The sequence below is a fragment of the Bacteroides nordii genome (assembly GCF_019930665.1).
GTDB classification, from domain to species: Bacteria; Bacteroidota; Bacteroidia; order Bacteroidales; family Bacteroidaceae; genus Bacteroides; species Bacteroides nordii.
This window is the reverse complement of sequence record NZ_CP082886.1, coordinates 3911734-3933084: the sequence shown is the minus strand read 5'-3', so window position 1 is coordinate 3933084 and position 21351 is coordinate 3911734. Positions and strand designations below refer to the sequence as shown.

General features: G+C 41.7%; 7 protein-coding genes, 2 tRNA genes and 3 rRNA genes. 11 read left to right on the top strand and 1 reads right to left on the bottom strand.

Features of this window, described 5'->3' with window-relative positions; genetic code table 11:
• Positions 1 to 7 precede the first annotated feature (7 nt).
• Positions 8 to 3511 (bottom strand): TonB-dependent receptor, encoded by a 3504-nt coding sequence (locus tag K8P02_RS15545; protein ID WP_223381508.1) that lies wholly within the window; start codon positions 3509 to 3511, stop codon positions 8 to 10.
• Positions 3512 to 4795: 1284 nt separating this feature from the next.
• Between K8P02_RS15545 and K8P02_RS15540 the strand changes: the two genes are divergently transcribed.
• The 11 genes from K8P02_RS15540 to K8P02_RS15490 all read left to right on the top strand — a co-directional run bounded on the left by K8P02_RS15540 (position 4796) and on the right by K8P02_RS15490 (position 21351).
• Positions 4796 to 6139, top strand: coding sequence for a PEGA domain-containing protein (locus K8P02_RS15540; RefSeq protein WP_025866983.1), 1344 nt, complete (start codon positions 4796 to 4798; stop codon positions 6137 to 6139).
• Positions 6140 to 6155: 16 nt separating this feature from the next.
• Positions 6156 to 8726, top strand: a complete 2571-nt coding sequence (locus K8P02_RS15535; RefSeq protein WP_025866984.1) for a fibronectin type III domain-containing protein — start codon at positions 6156 to 6158, stop codon at positions 8724 to 8726.
• 5 nt (positions 8727 to 8731) lie between these two features.
• On the top strand, positions 8732 to 11728 hold the full coding sequence (locus tag K8P02_RS15530; RefSeq protein WP_025866985.1) for a leucine-rich repeat domain-containing protein: 2997 nt from the start codon (positions 8732 to 8734) through the stop codon (positions 11726 to 11728).
• 1661 nt (positions 11729 to 13389) lie between these two features.
• Positions 13390 to 14912 (top strand): 16S ribosomal RNA (locus K8P02_RS15525).
• Positions 14913 to 15132: 220 nt separating this feature from the next.
• Positions 15133 to 15206 (top strand) — tRNA-Ile (locus K8P02_RS15520).
• Between the two features lie 84 nt (positions 15207 to 15290).
• Positions 15291 to 15364: transfer RNA gene (locus K8P02_RS15515), tRNA-Ala, on the top strand.
• Between the two features lie 167 nt (positions 15365 to 15531).
• A 23S ribosomal RNA gene (locus tag K8P02_RS15510) occupies positions 15532 to 18418 on the top strand.
• 78 nt (positions 18419 to 18496) lie between these two features.
• A 5S ribosomal RNA gene (gene rrf / locus K8P02_RS15505) occupies positions 18497 to 18607 on the top strand.
• The 16S, 23S and 5S rRNA genes sit together here with 2 tRNA genes alongside, the layout of an rRNA operon.
• Before the next feature lie 723 nt (positions 18608 to 19330).
• The gene (locus K8P02_RS15500; protein WP_025867955.1) at positions 19331 to 19762 is read left to right on the top strand and encodes a hypothetical protein; all 432 of its coding nucleotides are present in this window, start codon (positions 19331 to 19333) and stop codon (positions 19760 to 19762) included.
• A gap of 144 nt (positions 19763 to 19906) precedes the next feature.
• Positions 19907 to 20716, top strand: coding sequence for a MotA/TolQ/ExbB proton channel family protein (locus K8P02_RS15495; RefSeq protein ID WP_002562772.1), 810 nt, complete (start codon positions 19907 to 19909; stop codon positions 20714 to 20716).
• Between the two features lie 29 nt (positions 20717 to 20745).
• Positions 20746 to 21351 carry an ExbD/TolR family protein gene (locus tag K8P02_RS15490; RefSeq protein ID WP_002562771.1) on the top strand — a complete coding sequence of 202 codons (606 nt, stop codon included), beginning with the start codon at positions 20746 to 20748 and terminating at the stop codon, positions 21349 to 21351.

The following is a 21351-nucleotide window of genomic DNA, read 5'->3' as shown; positions in this document are numbered from 1 at the left end:
TTGTTTTTTAGAATGTAATATCGATGCCAAATGAGAATACCTTACTGAAATTGTATACTTCACCGGAATTCTCAACGTAAGACGAAGACGAAACAGCTGCTTCGGGATCAATGTATTTACAGTATTTCTTCATTGGCGACCAGTAAGCAAGATTTTCTCCGGTGAAATAAATACGTACCTGCTGGAGATATTTTTTTAACACCGGAAGGGTATAGCCTACTGTCAGATTCTTAAGCCGTAGATAGGCTACGTTCTGAATATACCGGTCATTGGGTGATGTCAGAGTATAGTGAGAATTGGTATTGTCAGAGTATGCTTCATAACCGCGAGGGAATGGGAAGTATGCATCTGTATTATCTTCGCTCCATACCTGATCAACCAATTGCTGGCTTAAGAATGTATTGTGCGGACGGCAATACGGTCCCCAGAAAAGATTGGCTTGGCCGGAGCTGGGATACCAGTTGCGTTTGCCCACACCTTGAAACAGAATAGAAAAATCGATGCCGTTCCATGAAAAATCACCACCGAATGTATAAGAATACCTTGGAAGTGAATTACCGATGACTACCCGATCTCCCGGATCTTCGACCGTGTTTTTACCGATGGAAATCTTATTATCTCCATTGAGATCCAGGAATTTCGGATCGCCGGCATGAAGTCCCTTGCGGGTGGCTGTGGCGTCGATACGTTTGGTAAAGTAGGAGCAGTCAACTTTTTGGGCATATTCTGCCGCCTCTTCATCGGTACGGAAAAGGCCGTCGATTTTATACCCCCAGATATCTCCGAGTTTTTCACCTACATAGTGTTCCGAGATCAGTCGGGTATCATTGTCGAACCGGGTTACTTTGGTCTGGTAATCGCCGAGACTGGCGCGCAACGAATAAGAGAACGGCCGGCTAAACAGAGTCGCTCTGTCGCGCCAGACGAAACTGAGTTCCCAACCTTTAGTACGCATATCCGCAGCATTGGTACGCGGTTCGCTTGCACCGTAAACTCCGGGGAGTGATGCTCCCGGCATCATCATATCGGTGGTGTTGCGTATGTAATAGTCACCACTGAATGTTAGTCTGTTGTTTAAAAAAGCAAGGTCGACTCCCCAGTCATACGTCGTTATCTTTTCCCATGTCAAATCATTGGCTACAGGGGCGTCTTCACGGGCATATGTCAGCTTATCCGTACCATTGAACGTAAAATCTCCACTGGTGAGGTTGGTGTTGATCTTTTGAACAAACAGGTAGTCCGATACTTGTTGGTTGCCAAGACTACCGATAGAAAAACGTATTTTGGCATTATTCCACCACTGGCGTAAAGGTTCCCAGAAATTCTCCTGACTGATACGCCATCCGACAGAACCTGAAGGAAAGTATCCCCAGCGGTTACGACTCCAGAAACGTGACGATCCGTCGGCACGTCCGGATGCTTCAAACAGATACTTGCCGTCATAGTCATAATTAACACGTCCAAAGACACCGAGTGTCTTGTACTTTGATTGTCCTCCGCTGACAGAATAAGTCGATCCGGCAGAGAGGTTGAAATCATTCAGGTCTTCCGAAAGATTTCCATCGACCGATACCGCATTCTTGCGGTAATAACGGGTGTCATATTGCATACCGGTTACAATTTTGAAATTGTGTACCCGATTCCAAGTGTGCGAATAATCGGCAAATGCTTCAAATGTCTGTTTATAGAGCGATTGGTTGGTTTCTTGAAGTTCGTTACGAAATTTGCTGGTGGTTTCCCATGAAATCACGCCTTCATGTGAAGAATACGGTGCATTGTTATAGCGATATTGTCCGAATTCATGAGAAAAACGATATGCGTGACTCAGATGCAATGTTAAACCTTTCACGATATCTAATTCAAGGTTGTTTTTAATTGTCGCTTCATTCACTACCTCTTCGTTGGAAGTTTTGCCGTAAGTAAGCATCAGGTTCATGTCACCAAGTACGCCGGCTCCTTGGTTTACTATTTCGGTACTATGTACGATTGTTCCATCGGGATTTTTAGGGACAAATAATGGAGAACCACCCATGGTTACATTACGAAATGTCGTTTGCTGGTTTTTCATTCCTGGCCACCACATTTTACCATAAAAATAGTTCAGATTGGTGCTAAAGCGGGCCCACTTTGTAATATTAATGTCTAACTTTCCGCGAATACTGTAATTGTCATAAGGGTCATTTTGCAGGTTCATAATCCCTTCGGTATTGTAATAACGGCCGCTGACGTAGTATTTTACCCTGTCATTTCCCCCTCTTATCGATACATTGTGCTCATGTTGCATGCGAGTACGTTTGTAAATGTAATCATACCAATCGAAATTTCCGTAATATTTGTATGTTCCGTCTTCTTCGGCTACTACCCACGGGCGTTCGGGGTTTTCGGTCTTATCGCCGCGACGTATCTCGAGTTCATTCCAATCGTCCTCATCATATTTAAGATAGTTTATCCCCTTATTCGAATAATAGAAAAAGCGGTCAACTACTTTGGCCCAGTCGTAACCACTGGTTATGTAGTCGGTACTTGTGGTGTTCTTTAATAGACCGAAACGGCCGTTATATGTAACTTTTACGCTGGAATCACTACCGGTTTTGGTGGTGACTAATACTACACCGGCTGAGGCTTTTGCACCGTATACCGAAGCCGCTGCTGCATCTTTTAATATGGATACTGACTCTATGTCGTTAGGATTAAGGCGGTTAAGCTCCATCTCCACACCGTCGACGAGAATAAGTGGGGTACCTCCATTTAGAGATGCGGCACCACGAATATCTATTTCATAGCCTGAATCGGCTCTACCGGTATTAATGCCAATATTTAGCGATGGGTCCAGCCCTTGCAGGGCTTGTGCAGCGGAAGCGACAGGGCGGCCGTTGATCTCTTCATTTCCAATCACCCCGACAGCTCCCGTTAGGTTTACTTTTTTCTGGCTACCGAATCCGACTACTACTACTTCGTTAAGTATAGTCGAATTCTCGGTCATGGTAATATTCAAGACGTTTGAATTGCCTACTTTTATCGAAACATCGGAGAAGCCTACATAAGAAAACTTCAGTGTTTGTCCTGAAATCGCTTCAATGGAATAATCACCGTTCACGTTGGTGATTACGCCTTTACCCGATTCGGGATTAAGGACGGTAACACCGATAAGTGGTTCTTTATCAGTACCATTTATCACTTTTCCGGAAATCGGGCGTGGCTTTGGGGTCGCAGGGGTATTCTCGGTTGGTTGTTTCCGGTTTTGGATGATAATACTTTTGTTGGTCACTGTATAAGTGACATTTTGTCCCGTAAATATACGGCTAAGTATTGTACTAATAGATTCATTTTTAGCTGAGACTGAAACTTTACGATTCATGTCCACGTCATTCGATTCTACTGTTACGGAAAATCCATATTGCTGTTGCAGTTTCAATACAGCTTCGCGTACAGTCACATTCTTTACTTGAAAATCAATACCTGTTGCAAGTGCCTTACCGGGAAGCAATGCGCTGACAACCAACGCAAACACTATAAAGGTGTTTCTTAGTATTGATTGATTAAAATGATAGCTGTTGTACATGTTATAAGATTTATTATAATTGATTGATCAGAATTGATTCATTGATATTGTTTTCATTTATTGTAGCAGGGATATTTATAGTATTTCATGAAGTACTTTATTCTATCTATGTTATTAGATTTAGTTTTCTACGAGTCATCATTCCATCGTTTTAGATTGGATAAGGGAATTGGGTTTCTCATTGTATTTGGTGCTAACTTTTTTATCATAAACGAATCTGATATGGGTAGTTCTACTTAAAGAACCCACAATAGAAAGAGATTACGTAATGGAGAGTTGCTTTTTTTGTTTCAACTCAATATATTGTGTGAATTAATTGTGATATACATTCTTTTTTATTGATAGATATATTGTGATATTTTAATTTATGGAGATATTTGAATGACATTGATAGATACCTTGTCGTAATTTTTTTTGGGTGTAAAAATAAAACAATAGGTAGCCTGTTATTTTCTTTCATTAAAACGTAAATGATCGCAGATTATCGCAAATTAGATGGCTTGCTGTACTTGAGCGTCGATATTCTTTGCGTGAATTTGTGATAGTCTGCATTTCAATAAAACTATCTTTTAATTAGGATACAGTACTTATTGAAATAAGCTTTTAGAATATTGCAATTTTATAGGTGACATTGAATAACCGGAAGTGTACATTCTTGTATAGTAAAAGTATATGTTTTATATATATGTATATATGATTATCAGTTGTTTACTGGAAATCTATTTGAGTGGTTATCTATATGTTTTTTCTGTACAGCTATGAATTATCGTTTCATTTATCTTCAGAATATTCTCTTTGCAATATGTTATTTTCTTTTTTGTAGAAGAATATTTTGTACTGGTTTTCCGGTACGTGGGAATAAATCTATAATAAATTTGTTCTTTTTTTTTCTTTTTGCTGTGGCTGTGATAGAAAATTGTTATACATTTGCAATATAGTTTTGCTATTCGTGGTGGCGAGTTATAATAAGCAAAACTTTTAAATATTAGAAAAAAACGCAAGAAGCGTAAAGTTATTATCCCCTAATTCGGAATCTGGAAAATTCAAAATGTCATGGGATAATAGCAACAGTCTTCTCACGCCAACGTTATAGTTAGGCGTGAGGATTGTTGTCTATTCATGACATGGGCATTTTCCAGAGCCTCGGATTTAGAATAGAATTAACAGTCCTCGCGCCTTCTTTATGCAGTTAACCTCCGTCAAAGAGGACAGGCGGAATAAAAACTATACACAATGACAAACCAAGCAAGGCGTGGCTTCTTTTTAGTAGTCCTCTTTTTGACCAGCTTCTTATCTCAGTGGGTCTATGCACAAGGAAAAATAGAAGTTGCTTCTTTTAACCGAATGGAAACTGACATTACAGCTCGCGTCACGGCTCCTAAGAGAGATCAGAACGGAGAAGTATGTGCACTGATCCGGATTGTAACTACTGTAAAAGATCTGATGTTCGAACCGGACGCTTTAGGAATCACTGCCCGTGAAAACAAACCGGGCGAAATCTGGCTTTATGTACCTCGCGGCGCTCGCCGTATTTCTATTATGCATGACAAATATGGGGTGCTACGCAATTACTTTTACCCCGATATTATTGATAAATCTACCGTCTATGAAATGGAAGTACGAGTCAATGACGGTACTTCCCACGAACCTGTAGATACAAATACACAACTTTTAGTGATGCGCCCCGACCCGGCTGATGCTACTATCTATATAGATGATGAAAAGGTGCCTACGGAAAAAGGGCTCTTCACGGCTACCATGAAGAAAGGTAGTCATACCTATCGTGTGGAAGCTCCGATGTATGCTTCGGAAGCCGGAGTCGTCGATCTGGGGAGTGAACAGAAGATTATGAGTGTTACTTTAAAACCAAAATTCGGATACCTCGAAGTCTTTTCTTTACCGGAGCAGGATGCCAATGTTTACATTGATGGTACTTTGGCAGGACAAACACCTTATAAAAGTGACCGTATGCCAATACGTTCCTATAGACTTCGTATAGAGAAAGATCTTTTCTTTCCTATAGATACGGTGGTGAATATCTCCGCCGGAGAAACAAACGGGCAAACCTTCACAATGATTTCCACGATTAAACCTAAAGAGCCACGTCGTATGCTGGTGATGGCTGAAGTAGGTTATCATCCTTCACAATTGTCTTATGGCGGTATGATTGGTTTTGTTCGCAAGAACGGAGCTTATGTAAAGTTTCGTAGTGATTTCGGTTCTGCTTCCGCTGATTTGGAGTGTGATGATAGCGGCGCGTTGACTTCCGGAGGTGAGGGTACTCCCTATTACAAAGAAGGAGTCACTCAGAAAGCCCGTTTGTCGGTCACTGCCGGTTATCTGCGGCAATTATGGAAGCCCGTTTATCTCTATGCAGGTGCAGGGTATGGTAGCCGTACATTGGCTTGGGAAACTGTAGAAGGTGAATTGGTGAAGAATACTGATCATTCGGCGGTAGGTGTTGCTGCCGAACTGGGTGTTATCGGGCGTTTGGGTAAGTTTGCTCTTTCTGTAGGATTTCACACTGTGAATTTCAAGCATCATGAAGTTACTGTTGGAGTGGGTATTATATTTTAATTAGTGGAAGTAAAAAATGAAAAAGATAACACATCTTATTATATGCAGTCTGCTGTTAGTGATGGCAGCCTGTGAAAAGGATACGGAGCCTGCAAATTTTGCTCCGAAGTTGGCGACTGGTGAAGCGACCAATATTTATCGAACCGGAGCTACTCTGTCAGGAAGCATGGAAAAGGCAGAAGGAGTGGTGGTAAAAGAATACGGTGTTCTTTATTCCACGTTGCAGAGTATGGCAGAATATACTGAAGTGAAAGTTGGCACAGACAATGAAGGTAAATTCAGTGTGCAACTTCAGGCATTGGAACCCGGTAAGACATATTATTATTGTAGTTATGCCAATAGCGGATACAGTATTGCTAAGGGGGAGACAAAGAGCTTTACTACGGTAGAGAGCAAGACGCCCGTCTTTAGTGATTTGCAGGTCTCGGGCACCGATGAGAAAAGTTTTATCGTATCTACTTCTGTGCTGGATGACGGAGGAGGTGAAATGTTCCTTTCCGGCTTTTGCTGGAAAGAGACGACAGATGCGAATTATGTGCCTACGGAGAAGGACAACACAAAGAATATAGACGACGTGTCCAACTATCAGGTACGTATCAATGACTTGAAACCGGGAAGGCTCTACGCAGTGCGTGCGTATGCTATCAATTCCAACGGGCGTGGGTATGGTACAACAACTTATGTAACAACAAAGACGACTGATCTTCCCGTTGTTTCTTCCTGTGCTCCGCAAGACTCTACCAATGTCTCCATCACAATGCAGGCACGTATATTGGCCAATAGTACTTTGGTGACAGAGAAAGGATTCTGTTATAGTTCGGAGGTACAAGAACCTACCATTGCCAATCTGAAAGAGATTTCATTAGTGCCCGATACAACGATTTATGGAACAATCGGTGGCTTGAAGCCGGGAAATACATACTATATCCGTGCATATGCTGTCAGCAGTCTTGGTGTTGGTTATGGTGATGTATTCTCGTATACTATCCCCGGAGGAGAAGTAGACAATGAGTTTTCCGTCAATACCTTGAGTGTAGAGGATATCAGCCGGACATCAGCGTTAGTAAGAGGAAAGGTGAATGTGAGCGATCTGAGTTCTCTTATCGAATTCGGACTGGAGTGGTTTGAGGGATTGTCGGATATGAGTTATGTCATCATAGACAACTATCCGAGTGCTAATATCAGTCAGTTGACCGGAGAATTTTCATTGCAAATGTCCTCTTTGCCTTCCGGCAAGAAAATCAGGGTGCGTGCATGGGCGAGGATCATGCAGGGCGGAAATGAAGTAAGGGCGCAAGGTGAACTTCTGGAGTTTACCACCGTGCAGAGCAATCCGGCTGTTGTGGGCTATCCCACAGTGAGTAATGTAACAGCAAATTCGGCATCTATTTCTGCCTCAATTGATAAGAATAAAGGCGGTGAGATTACAGCATGCGGATTTTATTACAGTACGGTTCATGATACCCCCGACAGTCAGGATGTCCAGGTGTCATCCTCCACTGCAGGGAATGCGGTTACAGCTAATCTGACAGGACTGGAGGAAGGACAAACTTACTATATTCGTGCTTACGCAGTGAATGAGGCGGGGATGTCCTATGGTGATGTTGCTGTTTTCCGGACGGTGGCTGTCACCCTGCCTGTTGTAAAAATGAATGAAATCACTAATGTGACCCCTTCTTCTGCAAAGTTGTACGGCACTGTCACTTCGGCCGGATCCGGCATTATTCATCGGAAAGGTTTTTGTTGGAGTAATACGCAGACTTCTCCTTTGCTTGGACAAGATGCCAGTTGTGAAGTCTCAACCGGAGAGGATGCGTACTCTTATGCCTTGACAGGGCTTTCCGGGAAAACGAAATACTATGTTCGTGCCTATGCTGAAAATGAGAAAGGAATAAGCTATAGTGAAACCGCTGAATTTCAGACAGGGTCTGCTGCTGTAATTCCTACACTTGGCGGAACTACTGTAAGTGAAATAGGTGAAACTTCTGCCAAAGCGGTCGCTACAGTCGTGAGTGATGGGGGGATTTCTGTCTCCGCTAAGGGCTTTTGTTATAGCTCGACAAACAACCAGCCAACGTTAGAAGCAGGAATAGTGTTTTCGGACGCTTCAACAGGAGGTTCGATAACCGGGGTTTTGAAGGATCTCGAACCCAATGCAAAATACTACATTCGTGCTTATGCCACTAACGGAGAAGGAACGGCGTATGGAGTGGTGAATGAGTTTTCTACACAAAAAGAATCTTCTTCTACGCCCACAGTTGGAGTTACCGTTATTAATACTGTAACTAAAACGACCGCCGGAGTTGCATCGAGTATAACGAATGATGGCGGAGCGGCGATAACCGAAAGGGGATTCTGCTACAGTACTGTTAACACAACACCCACTATCAGTGATAATAAAATAAATTCAGATATTTCACAGAAGGATTTTACCGGAAGTCTGGAGTCATTGACTATAAGCACTCAATATTATATTCGTGCCTATGCCGTAAATATGAATGGGATAAGCTATGGAGAAACTAATTCGTTTACTACCAGAAGTGATATCCCGGACAACTCTGATAATCAATCACCTGATAAAAAATAATAGATATGAAATCGATAAAGATAAATTTAATTCTTTTATTTCTACTGGCAACTTTACATATCCAGGGAGAGAGTATTCATGTTGAAAATGCAGGTAGTTTATCTGCATTAATCGGTGAACAAAAAGATACGATGACAGAGCTACAACTCTCTGGTTCCCTAAATGGGACTGATGTGAAGTTTATTCGTGAGATGGCTGCTCTTGTTTCTATAAATATGAAGGAAGCTAAAATTGTATCAGGTGGAGAATCGTATGATGGTACGTATTATACGAAAAATGATACTATTGGAGTTGGAATGTTTTCTAACATGAAAACCTGGACATCTGTAATATTACCCAATGGAATAAAATGTATTGATTCTTTTGCATTTGCCCAATGTGAAAACCTGGAGTCTATTGTTTTGGCAGAGACGGTGACAATGATCGGCGGCAGTTGTTTTGAAGGTGATAAGAAACTTCAGAATGTAATCATACCCTCGGCGTGTACGACTATTGGTTCAAGTGCCTTCGCTTATTGCAGTTCGCTTACATCCATAAATATTCCGGATGGCATAACGGTAATTCCGTATAGCTGTTTTTCGAGTTGTACTGAGATGTCCACTATAACTGGGTGTAAAAACGTTTCGAGCATAGGAGAGTATGCTTTTGCTAATAGTCACCTGACTTCTTATCCTTTTGGAAATAGTTTAAAATCAATAGACCGTTCTGCTTTTCAATATTCTTATTTAGTTTCTGTTACTATTCCCGGAAGCGTTCGTACGATAGGAGAATATGCTTTTTATGCTTGTTCTTACTTAGAGGAAGTGATTTTTGAAGAAGGGAATACTTTTGTAGGCAGCCATATGTTTTTGAGGTGTAAACAGCTAAGTAAAGTTTCTTTGGCGTCGACTATTACCCGGATTGACTATGGGGCCTTTTGCGAAGTAGGTATCGAAACAATTGCTCTTCCTACTGGATTAACCGATTTGGTAGAGGCTTGCTTTTACGAGTGTCCGAATCTCGTCAGCATCGATATACCAACTGGGGTCACCCGGATAGGCGAAAACATGTTTGGAAAATGTAAGAAACTACAGTCAGTCAAAATTCCGGCTACTGTGAATACTATAATGGGAGGAAGCTTTAAGGAATGCGGCTCTTTAAGTGAGGTGATTTGCTTGAATCCTACTCCTCCGAGTTTAGGAGTGGATGTTTTTTTAGGACTCCCTCTTGCAACGCGTAATTTGACTGTTCCGGATGGCTCGGAAGCACTTTATGCCGCTGCAGATCAATGGAAAGATTTTTATAGTGAAAAACCAACTTTAGTGATAGATGGAAACAAGGGCACAGTGGGAGTGATTGATGCCGGAACTTTAGAAGAAATAATAGCCGGGAATGTGGATAATATAAAAGAACTCGTCATCTCTGGACCATTAAACGGAACTGATTTTCGTTTCATCCGATCTATGTTTACTGATAACAAATTGTTTGGATTAAACATAGAACGGGCTACCATTGTAAGTGGGGGAGATAGTTATCTTGTGTATAATGATATCTCTTATAATACAGAGGATAATGTTGTTGGGGTATTTATGTTTATGGGGTTGGAACAGATCAGAAGTATCGTATTGCCCAATAACCTGACTTCCATTGAAGCAAGTGCGTTTACTGGTTGTAGTAATCTGACAACTGTGAAGATATCTGAAACGGTGACAAGGATTGGTGCTGCTGCTTTTTCTACATGTTATTCGCTATCTGATGTAGAGCTTCCTCCTCACCTGACAAGTATTGATGATGAAGTTTTTTGGAGTTGTGCAAGTCTGAAAGCGGTTACACTTCCGGCAGGAATAAAGGCAATAGGAACAAGGGCATTTTATTACAGCGGAATTCAGGAGGCCAATATTCCTGAAGGAGTGACTACTATAGGTAAACTGTCTTTTGGAAGCTGTGGATCTCTGGCTTCAATAACAATTCCGGCATCTGTTACTTACATTAACCCTAATGCTTTAGAGAAGTCGCTATCACTTACATCCATTATTTGGAATACATCTGAAACTGTACAACAATTTATTGATCTATCTGATTCTAATTGTCTGTTATATTTGAATTCGGATGCAAGTGTATCGACAGGTATAACCAAGATTAAAAATGTAATTCGGAATGGAGTGGCTGATAATATAACATTGGTATCTGGCAAACCATTTCATTGCCCGATCGCTTTTAAAACGAAGAAAATTTCTTATGAAAAGGACTTCTCGTTAACTTCCGGAATAGCAGAAGCGGCTGGTTGGGAAACTATAGTTTTACCTTTCAATGTGGAGTCTTATTACAATGAGGAGAAAGGAGCGCTTGCACCATTTAGTAGTGGGGGAGTAGGTACTAAACCTTTCTGGTTGCGAACTTTGACTGATCAAGGATTTGAAGATGCAAGTGCATTAGAGGCGAATAAACCTTATATAATCTCTATGCCTAACAATAATGACTATGATAGTAATTATAACATTGTAGGTACGGTCTCTTTTAGTGCAGAAAATGAGGATGGGATTACCATTCCTGCTACTCCGCAAACCATGTACAAAGGCGAGTTTGTTGATTATTCGTTAGTGCCTACTTATGAGCTGATAAAAGCGAGTGACATGGTTTATGCACTTAACACATCTATGTATAGTAAAAAACCTGCAGGTAGTGTTTTTGTCAGATCTTTGCGCGATATTATTCCTTTTGAGGCATATGTTGTTAGTAAGGAGGCTTTAAAGACTGCGCCGGCAATGTATAGCATTGGGGGCGCCGGAGGAGATATCACCGCTCTGGAGAAAATACTTCTGAAAGAAGCTAATACCCTTCATATTTATGCGCAAGGCAATACCTTATATATTGAAACCGACAAACCTCGCCTAATCTCAATCTATGGAGCGGATGGAATCCGGGTTCGTTTGGTTAGTGCTCAGGAAGGTAAAAACGCAGTCAACAACCTTCCTACTGGTATCTATTTCCTTGAAGGCAAAAAAGTGATTATAGGCAATTAACTGGTAAATTTATGTTTGTTTTTTAATATCCTTGCCACCGTTTGGGAAAACATGTGGCAAGGAGTTTTTTTTATTATACAGCAACTTTGTTTCAGTGCATGAATTTACTTTTTGAGTTTAATATGTATACTGGAAAATTCACTCGCAGCTGTCCCCTTCCGTTCACTTCAAAATGATCCCCTAAAAACTTTTAAGAGGAAAATTTAAACAGACTTTTTAATTAGGTAAGTTCTTTCAAATGAAACCTTTCCATCGGTATTATTCTATATTTTATATAGTTTTACCGTAGAGGAAAGGTTTTTTCTTTTTTCTCGTCCTCCATTCATATTCTTCAATCCGATTCTGGCAAATACACTTTGCCGGTCCATATTAAGCCATTCTTATGATAGAAGCACATTGCTTATGAATGAGATTCTACAAAAAAACTTGTATTCTTTTTGTTTTTATAGAGAATATCCAACTTGTACGATGTTCCTATCCTTAGCAATATGCCTTTATATATATAAGCAATAGCTTCGATATGAGAATAACTCAAAGATAAAGAAACCACAACACCCGGATGTTGTTATAGAAAACATCCGGGTGTTGTGTATTAAAACATCCGGGTGTTTTTGGTAACAACATCCGGATGTTGTGAATATAAGGAAGGTGTATTGTCACTTGTATGATCTTGGCATTTAACGTGTTATATATGTATATTCATAGATAGTATAATATACTACTTATTTGCTGTAATTTACAGAGTGTATTTCTAAGTTAAGTTTTGTGCATATGAAAGCGGGGCTTAGCTACTTTGGACTTCTGAATTATCGGAGACGGGAGGTTCTAAATCGATGCCATTTAAAATAGATTGTTAGAGAATAATGCAAAAAGAGTATGCATTATTATTGAAAGGGTGATGCCTGTTCTCATTGGGATTTGCCATGCGTGAATATGTATTTGCTAATTTATTGCCCCTGGTATACGTACGCGCGTATATATTATAATGTGCCTCCTTTTTCCCTTCCTTTTTCTTCCTTTCATTTTTATGTTTTACAACACCTTTGCAAATCAGCGTCTTACAAAAAAGTTTCCTTTTTATTCCAAAATAATTCCTGATATATTTTGCTTATATTGTAAAAAGGTCTACTTTTGCATCCGCTTAGCCAGAGGAGCTAAGTTATTAAGCTTGACATGATTGAAAGCGCGGATTGCCGGCTAAGTTATTAAACAAAAAAACTTCCAAAAAGATTTGGTTTCAATGTTTAAAAGTTCTTATCTTTGCAGTCCGATTCGCAAATAAAAGGCGTTTTTTTCTTTGCAGGTTTTTTCTCCTTTCGCAAGAGAGCTGTTAGATAATCCTCGGAAAAAAAAAACTAAAAAAAACTTCCAGAAACATTTGGTAGTTATAAAAAAGTCCCTTACCTTTGCACCCGCTTTTGAAACGAAGCGATTTAAAAAACGAAGCGTTCTTTGAAAAATTGATAAACAATACAAGTAGTACAAGTCCAAGACAGTAAAATGTTTTGAGAAATTAGAACCGTCAATACTTATATATATAGGTATTTGAAATAAGGTCAATAAATAACGGTATCCTGAACAGAGCAACGACTTTGCTATTGTCTTTTGGTAATTTCAGTTGTAAATTGTCAATCGTCTAATAGTAAATCAACAATACTTTTACAATGAAGAGTTTGATCCTGGCTCAGGATGAACGCTAGCTACAGGCTTAACACATGCAAGTCGAGGGGCATCAGGATGTAGCAATACATTGCTGGCGACCGGCGCACGGGTGAGTAACACGTATCCAACCTGCCTTTTACTCGGGGATAGGCTTTCGAAAGAAAGATTAATACCCGATGGTATAATATTTCCGCATGGGATTATTATTAAAGAATTTCGGTAAAAGATGGGGATGCGTTCCATTAGGCAGTTGGCGGGGTAACGGCCCACCAAACCTTCGATGGATAGGGGTTCTGAGAGGAAGGTCCCCCACATTGGAACTGAGACACGGTCCAAACTCCTACGGGAGGCAGCAGTGAGGAATATTGGTCAATGGGCGAAAGCCTGAACCAGCCAAGTAGCGTGAAGGATGACTGCCCTATGGGTTGTAAACTTCTTTTATAGGGGAATAAAATGAGCCACGTGTGGCTTTTTGTATGTACCCTATGAATAAGGATCGGCTAACTCCGTGCCAGCAGCCGCGGTAATACGGAGGATCCGAGCGTTATCCGGATTTATTGGGTTTAAAGGGAGCGTAGGTGGACATGTAAGTCAGTTGTGAAAGTTTGCGGCTCAACCGTAAAATTGCAGTTGATACTGTGTGTCTTGAGTACAGTAGAGGTGGGCGGAATTCGTGGTGTAGCGGTGAAATGCTTAGATATCACGAAGAACTCCGATTGCGAAGGCAGCTCACTGGACTGTTACTGACACTGAGGCTCGAAAGTGTGGGTATCAAACAGGATTAGATACCCTGGTAGTCCACACAGTAAACGATGAATACTCGCTGTTTGCGATATACGGCAAGCGGCCAAGCGAAAGCATTAAGTATTCCACCTGGGGAGTACGCCGGCAACGGTGAAACTCAAAGGAATTGACGGGGGCCCGCACAAGCGGAGGAACATGTGGTTTAATTCGATGATACGCGAGGAACCTTACCCGGGCTTAAATTGCATTTGAATGTTGGGGAAACCCAACAGCCGTAAGGCAAATGTGAAGGTGCTGCATGGTTGTCGTCAGCTCGTGCCGTGAGGTGTCGGCTTAAGTGCCATAACGAGCGCAACCCTTATCTTTAGTTACTAACAGGTTATGCTGAGGACTCTAGAGAGACTGCCGTCGTAAGATGTGAGGAAGGTGGGGATGACGTCAAATCAGCACGGCCCTTACGTCCGGGGCTACACACGTGTTACAATGGGGGGTACAGAAGGCAGCTACCTGGTGACAGGATGCTAATCCCAAAAGCCTCTCTCAGTTCGGATCGAAGTCTGCAACCCGACTTCGTGAAGCTGGATTCGCTAGTAATCGCGCATCAGCCACGGCGCGGTGAATACGTTCCCGGGCCTTGTACACACCGCCCGTCAAGCCATGGGAGCCGGGGGTACCTGAAGTACGTAACCGCAAGGAGCGTCCTAGGGTAAAACTGGTGACTGGGGCTAAGTCGTAACAAGGTAGCCGTACCGGAAGGTGCGGCTGGAACACCTCCTTTCTGGAGCGATACCGCGATTTTAATTGACAGTTGACAATTGACAGTTGACAATTCAACTCTGATTGTTCATACAATTAAAGACATATGACTTTATTAAGGTTCTAACTGTACTACTGGTACTTGTTTATTTATAGATATAGATCAACCATCTATAGAAGTATAGATAGAGATAAACAAGAGAAAACAGAAGCCGGGTCTAATAATAGGCTCAGTTTGAACTAGTCCTATAGCTCAGTTGGTTAGAGCGCTACACTGATAATGTAGAGGTCGGCAGTTCAACTCTGCCTGGGACTACTTCTCGAATTGAAAGTTGAAAGTTGAAAATGATAAATCTTTGTGATTAAGTCGTTCTTGATTCTTTCTTCTCAATTCTTCGAAGGGGGATTAGCTCAGCTGGCTAGAGCATCTGCCTTGCACGCAGAGGGTCAACGGTTCGAATCCGTTATTCTCCACTCCGATCTTGATTTTTGGTTTGTAATTTCACTTGTAAATTGTAAACCTTCCAATCGTAGATCCCACGATCTTTGACATGTTGTACATAAAAAAAGTAAATTTAGTAAAGAGCTAAAAGTATATATCGAACCGTACGCTGTTGTTTTAACAGTATAAAGGCAAGATAATGAAAGTAAGAAAGGGCGCATGGCGGATGCCTTGGCTCTCGGAGGCGATGAAGGACGTGATAAGCTGCGATAAGCTGCGGGTAGGTGCAAATGACCTTTGATCCGCGGATTTCCGAATGGGACAACCCAATTGGTTGAAGACCAATTATACTGCACTGCAGTAGGCTAACGCAGGGAACTGAAACATCTTAGTACCTGCAGGAAAAGAAAATAAATAATGATTCCCCTAGTAGTGGCGAGCGAACGGGGAATAGCCCAAACCAATTATGTTACGGCATAATTGGGGTTGTAGGACCACGTTTTGGGACGAAAGTTGGTGAGTGGAATGATCTGGAAAGTTCAGTCATAGACGGTGATAACCCTGTACACGAAGCCATCTGAACCCTAGTGGTATCCTGAGTAGCGCGGAGCACGAGGAATTCTGCGTGAATCTGCCGGGACCATCCGGTAAGGCTAAATACTCCCGAGAGACCGATAGCGAACCAGTACTGTGAAGGAAAGGTGAAAAGCACTTCGAATAGAAGAGTGAAATAGTCCCTGAAACCGTGCGCCTACAAGCGGTCGGAGCAGCTTTTTGTTGTGACGGCGTGCCTTTTGCATAATGAACCTACGAGTTACTTTTTCCGGCAAGGTTAAGCGTCTGAAGACGTGCAGCCGAAGCGAAAGCGAGTCTGAACAGGGCGTTATAGTCGGAAGGAGTAGACGCGAAACCAAGTGATCTACCCTTGGGCAGGTTGAAGGTTAGGTAACACTAACTGGAGGACCGAACCGATAAGCGTTGAAAAGCTTCCGGATGACCTGAGGGTGGGGGTGAAAGGCTAATCAAACTTGGAGATAGCTCGTACTCCCCGAAATGCATTTAGGTGCAGCCTTGTGAATTACTAATGTGAGGTAGAGCGACTGATAAGATGCGAGGGCTTCGCCGCCTATCAAGTCTTGATAAACTCCGAATGCGCATTAGTTCAATCACAGGAGTGAGGGCATGGGTGCTAAGGTCCATGTCCGAAAGGAGAAGAATCCAGACCATCAGCTAAGGTCCCCAAATAAACACTAAGTTGAACTAACGAAGTCAGATTGCTAAGACAGCTAGGATGTTGGCTTGGAAGCAGCCATTCATTTAAAGAGTGCGTAACAGCTCACTAGTCGAGGAGTTTGGCGTGGATAATAATCGGGCATCAAGTGTTTTACCGAAGCTATGGGATCAGTAATGATCGGTAGGGGAGCATTCCACTCTGCGTTGAAGGTGTACCGTCAGGTATGCTGGAGCGTGTGGAAAAGCAAATGTAGGTATAAGTAACGATAAAGGGGGTGAGAAACCCCCTCGCCGAAAGACTAAGGTTTCCTGATCAACGCTAATCGGATCAGGGTTAGTCGGGTCCTAAGGCTCAGCCGAACGGTGATGCCGATGGCAGAACAGGTTAATATTCCTGTACTACCTTTAGGAGTGACGTGGAGACGGAGGCGTGACAGCGCCGCGAACTGACGGAATAGTTCGTTAAAGGGTGTAGATGTTGATTGCGGCAGGCAAATCCACCGCAAGAGTCGAACCTGATAGTATGGAGCGTTCTTCTGAACAATCCAATAGTGCGTGTAAACATACTCCCAAGAAAATCCGCTAAACTTAATCTTAAAGGTACCCGTACCGTAAACGGACACACGTAGTCGGGTTGAATATACTAAGGCGCTTGAGTGAATCACGGTTAAGGAACTAGGCAAATTGACCCTGTAACTTCGGGATAAAGGGTCCCCGTCAGTGATGGCGGGGCGCAGAGAATAGGTCCAGGCAACTGTTTAACAAAAACACAGGGCTGTGCAAAATTGAAAGATCACGTATACAGCCTGACACCTGCCCGGTGCTGGAAGGTTAAGAGGAGATGTCATCGCAAGAGAAGCATTGAATTGAAGCCCCAGTAAACGGCGGCCGTAACTATAACGGTCCTAAGGTAGCGAAATTCCTTGTCGGGTAAGTTCCGACCTGCACGAATGGTGTAATGATCTGGACACTGTCTCAACCGTGAGCTCAGTGAAATTGTAGTATCGGTGAAGATGCCGATTACCCGCGATGGGACGAAAAGACCCCGTGAACCTTTACTATAGCTTAACATTGAATTTGGGTAATTGATGTGTAGGATAGGCCGGAGACTTTGAAGCAGGTACGCCAGTATTTGTGGAGTCGCTGTTGAAATACGGCCCTTTGATTATTTGAGTTCTAACTCGTTGTTACGAGGACACTGTTTGGTGGGTAGTTTGACTGGGGTGGTCGCCTCCAAAAGTGTAACGGAGGCTTCTAAAGGTGCCCTCACGCCGATTGGTAACCGGCGGTAGAGTGTAATGGCATAAGGGCGCTTGACTGGGAGACTCACAAGTCGATCAGGTAGGAAACTAGAGCATAGTGATCCGGTGTTTCCGCATGGAAGGGACATCGCTCAAAGGATAAAAGGTACTCCGGGGATAACAGGCTGATCCCTCCCAAGAGCTCATATCGACGGAGGGGTTTGGCACCTCGATGTCGGCTCGTCACATCCTGGGGCTGGAGAAGGTCCCAAGGGTTGGGCTGTTCGCCCATTAAAGTGGCACGCGAGCTGGGTTCAGAACGTCGTGAGACAGTTCGGTCTCTATCTATCGTGGGCGTATGAAATTTGCGTGGCTCTGACACTAGTACGAGAGGACCGTGTTGGACTGACCGCTGGTTTACCAGTTGTGCCGCCAGGTGCATTGCTGGGTATCTAAGTCGGGATTGGATAAGTGCTGAAAGCATCTAAGTACGAAGCCAGCCACAAGATTAGATTTCTTAGGGTCGTCATAGACGATGACGTTGATAGGAGGCAGGTGTAAAGGTAGTAATATCATAGCCGAGCCTTACTAATTGCCCGTTGACTTTTGTTTTCTTTCCTTTTTGTATGGTTTATATATACGTTTAGTTCTTTTTGACTGAATTGCTTTTTGTACACATGTCTACCTTCTTCAGGTGACTATAGCATCAGGGTTCCACCTCTTCCCATTCCGAACAGAGAAGTTAAGCCTGATCACGCCGATGGTACTGCGTAACAGTGGGAGAGTAGGTAGTCGCCGTTTTTTGAATCCCCCTTTCGTCAAGATGATTGATGGAAGGGGGATTCTTTTGTTTTATTCACCGCTGAGTTTCACAGAGGAATAAGCCGTATTCTTATTTATCCTGTTTATGAAGGATAATCAATACTCTGTGTTTCTCTGTGAAACTCGGTGGTGAAAGTTTCTGTGCCCCTGTGAAACTCGGTGCCAATCTGTGGGGAACCAACGTAAACACAGCCTGGAGAACTTCCCAGTGCGGGAAATACAAGGAATCAATGGTTTTAATATGCATTAATCTGTGTTTATCTGCATTTTGTTGATAATGGTATCACAAGATATTAAATTATCGCTTGAATCAATTTAAGGCGTTTTCTGGTGTTTATGTTCTATTTGTGATACTATAAAGAAAACACTGAAAACAATTCACAGAAATTCTGAAAATCAAGAAGTAATATTGTATAAAACTCTATATTGAAACGCTATTAACTATTTATTATATCCTCCCTAAACGAGCTACTTTTAGAAGGAAACTTGATATATAATCAAGCTCTTTTTCGTGTAGATCACATATTTATTTAAAAGAAAGATTCTTTTAGTTAAAACAAAATTAAACTGAATTATGTTATTACTGTAGAGTTGGAATTCTTGATAATTAAAAGATGTAAATTATAGGCTTTATATCTGATTAGTTATTATTTTTGCGGCATATTTCAATTCATGATTTGAAACCTTTTTATAAAGTGTACAATGAAAACGTCTGTTAAATATCTACTAATGTTTATTCTGCTGCTATCATTTAGCATGCGGGGTAATGCATTGAATATAGACGATTCTTCTGTTGCTACCTGTCAGGTTTCAGAATCTGCAATGAATGCTGTTTCCGCTTCTTTAGACAGTGATGATGTCGCTTTCTACAATAGACTACATGCATTATCGATTTCGGATGTAGAGTTGGGTTTTAAACCAATTTCCGAGTCACATACTTCCTCCCATAATCAGCGTATGCGTCACAGCATGGAAATCTTCGATTCTTTGAAGGATATTATGCATAAGCTGTGTCTAAGAGAGAATTTATTAGTACTTGACAAAAGTAAATCCTACCATTCTGATAAGGATCCTTATTACGCTCAATCCAGCAGCGAATATTACATCTTCGCGCTAAGACGCATCCTTATTTAATTCCTTTTTATTTATTCTGCACGTTTGCTATGCGGCTTAGAATGTGATTCTTTGTCGTAGAGCCCGGGTGCGTTGCGCTCAATTGTACCTCTGAATTTTAAATTCAATCAAATTAATAAATTCTTTAAAACAAAAAAACTGATTATGGAAACTACTCAAAAAAAATCCTCGTTTAAAGGTATCAAATCTGCTGGATGGGTTATTGTATGCTGTTTTATACTGGCTATCTGCATTTATGAATTCTTGCTCGGAAACCCTGGAAACTTTGTGAACAACGACCCCAACAATCATCCATTGCCTGGAAACTTCTTAGGAACAATTTACAAAGGTGGTATTATCGTACCGGTTATTCAAACTTTATTACTGACAGTGCTTGCTCTTAGTGTAGAACGTTATTTTGCACTTCGTTCGGCTTTCGGTAAAGGAACTCTGGTGAAATTTGTAGAAAACATTAAAGGAGCACTTTCTGCAGGTGATTTGCAAAAGGCACAGGAAATCTGTGACAAACAACGTGGTTCTGTAGCTAACGTAGTTACTGCTACTCTGAAAAAGTATGATGAAATGGAAAAAGACAATACATTGTCTAAAGACCAGAAGTTGTTGGCTATTCAGAAAGAATTGGAAGAAGCTACTGCTCTCGAATTGCCTATGATGGAACAAAATCTTCCGATTATCGGTACTATTACTACCTTAGGTACTTTGATGGGACTACTCGGTACAGTTATCGGTATGATCCGTTCATTTGCTGCTTTGGCTGCTGGTGGTAGTGCTGACTCTATGGCTTTGTCACAAGGTATTTCTGAGGCTTTGATCAATACAGCTTTTGGTATTCTTACTGGTGCATTGGCTGTTATTTCTTACAACTACTACACTAATAAGATTGATAAACTGACTTATAGCCTTGACGAAGTCGGATTTTCTATTGTGCAGACATTTGCTGCAACTCATAAATAAGCGTGCGAACCCTTTAAAAAATAAAAATCATGGGTAGAGCAAAAATTAAAAAGAAAAGTACGTTCATTGATATGACGGCGATGAGTGACGTTACTGTGTTGCTGCTTACTTTTTTTATGTTGACATCTACATTCGTAAAAAAGGAGCCGGTACAAGTAACAACTCCAGCCTCAGTTTCCGAAATTAAAATTCCGGAAAGCAATATCCTTTCGATATTGGTCGATCCGAACGGAAAGATATTTATGAGTCTGGACAAACAATCGGATATGAGAGAAGTCCTGGAAAATATGGGAAAGGAGTATGGAGTAACATTTACACCGGAGCAGGAACAGAAGTTTGCTATCTCTTCTACCTTTGGTGTACCAATGAAAAGTATGAAAACTTTCCTGGATTTACCAGCGGATCAACAAGATGCTGTATTGAAGAATGAAGGAATTCCTTGTGATAGTATCGATAATCAGTTTAAGGCATGGGTACGTAATGCACGTGCAGTGAATTCAGATTTGCGTATTGCTATTAAGGCAGACCAGAATACTCCATATGCTGTGATTAAGAATGTTATGAACTCGCTTCAGGATCTCAGAGAAAACAGATACAATCTGATAACTTCTCTGAAAACTACTTCTGAAAACTAA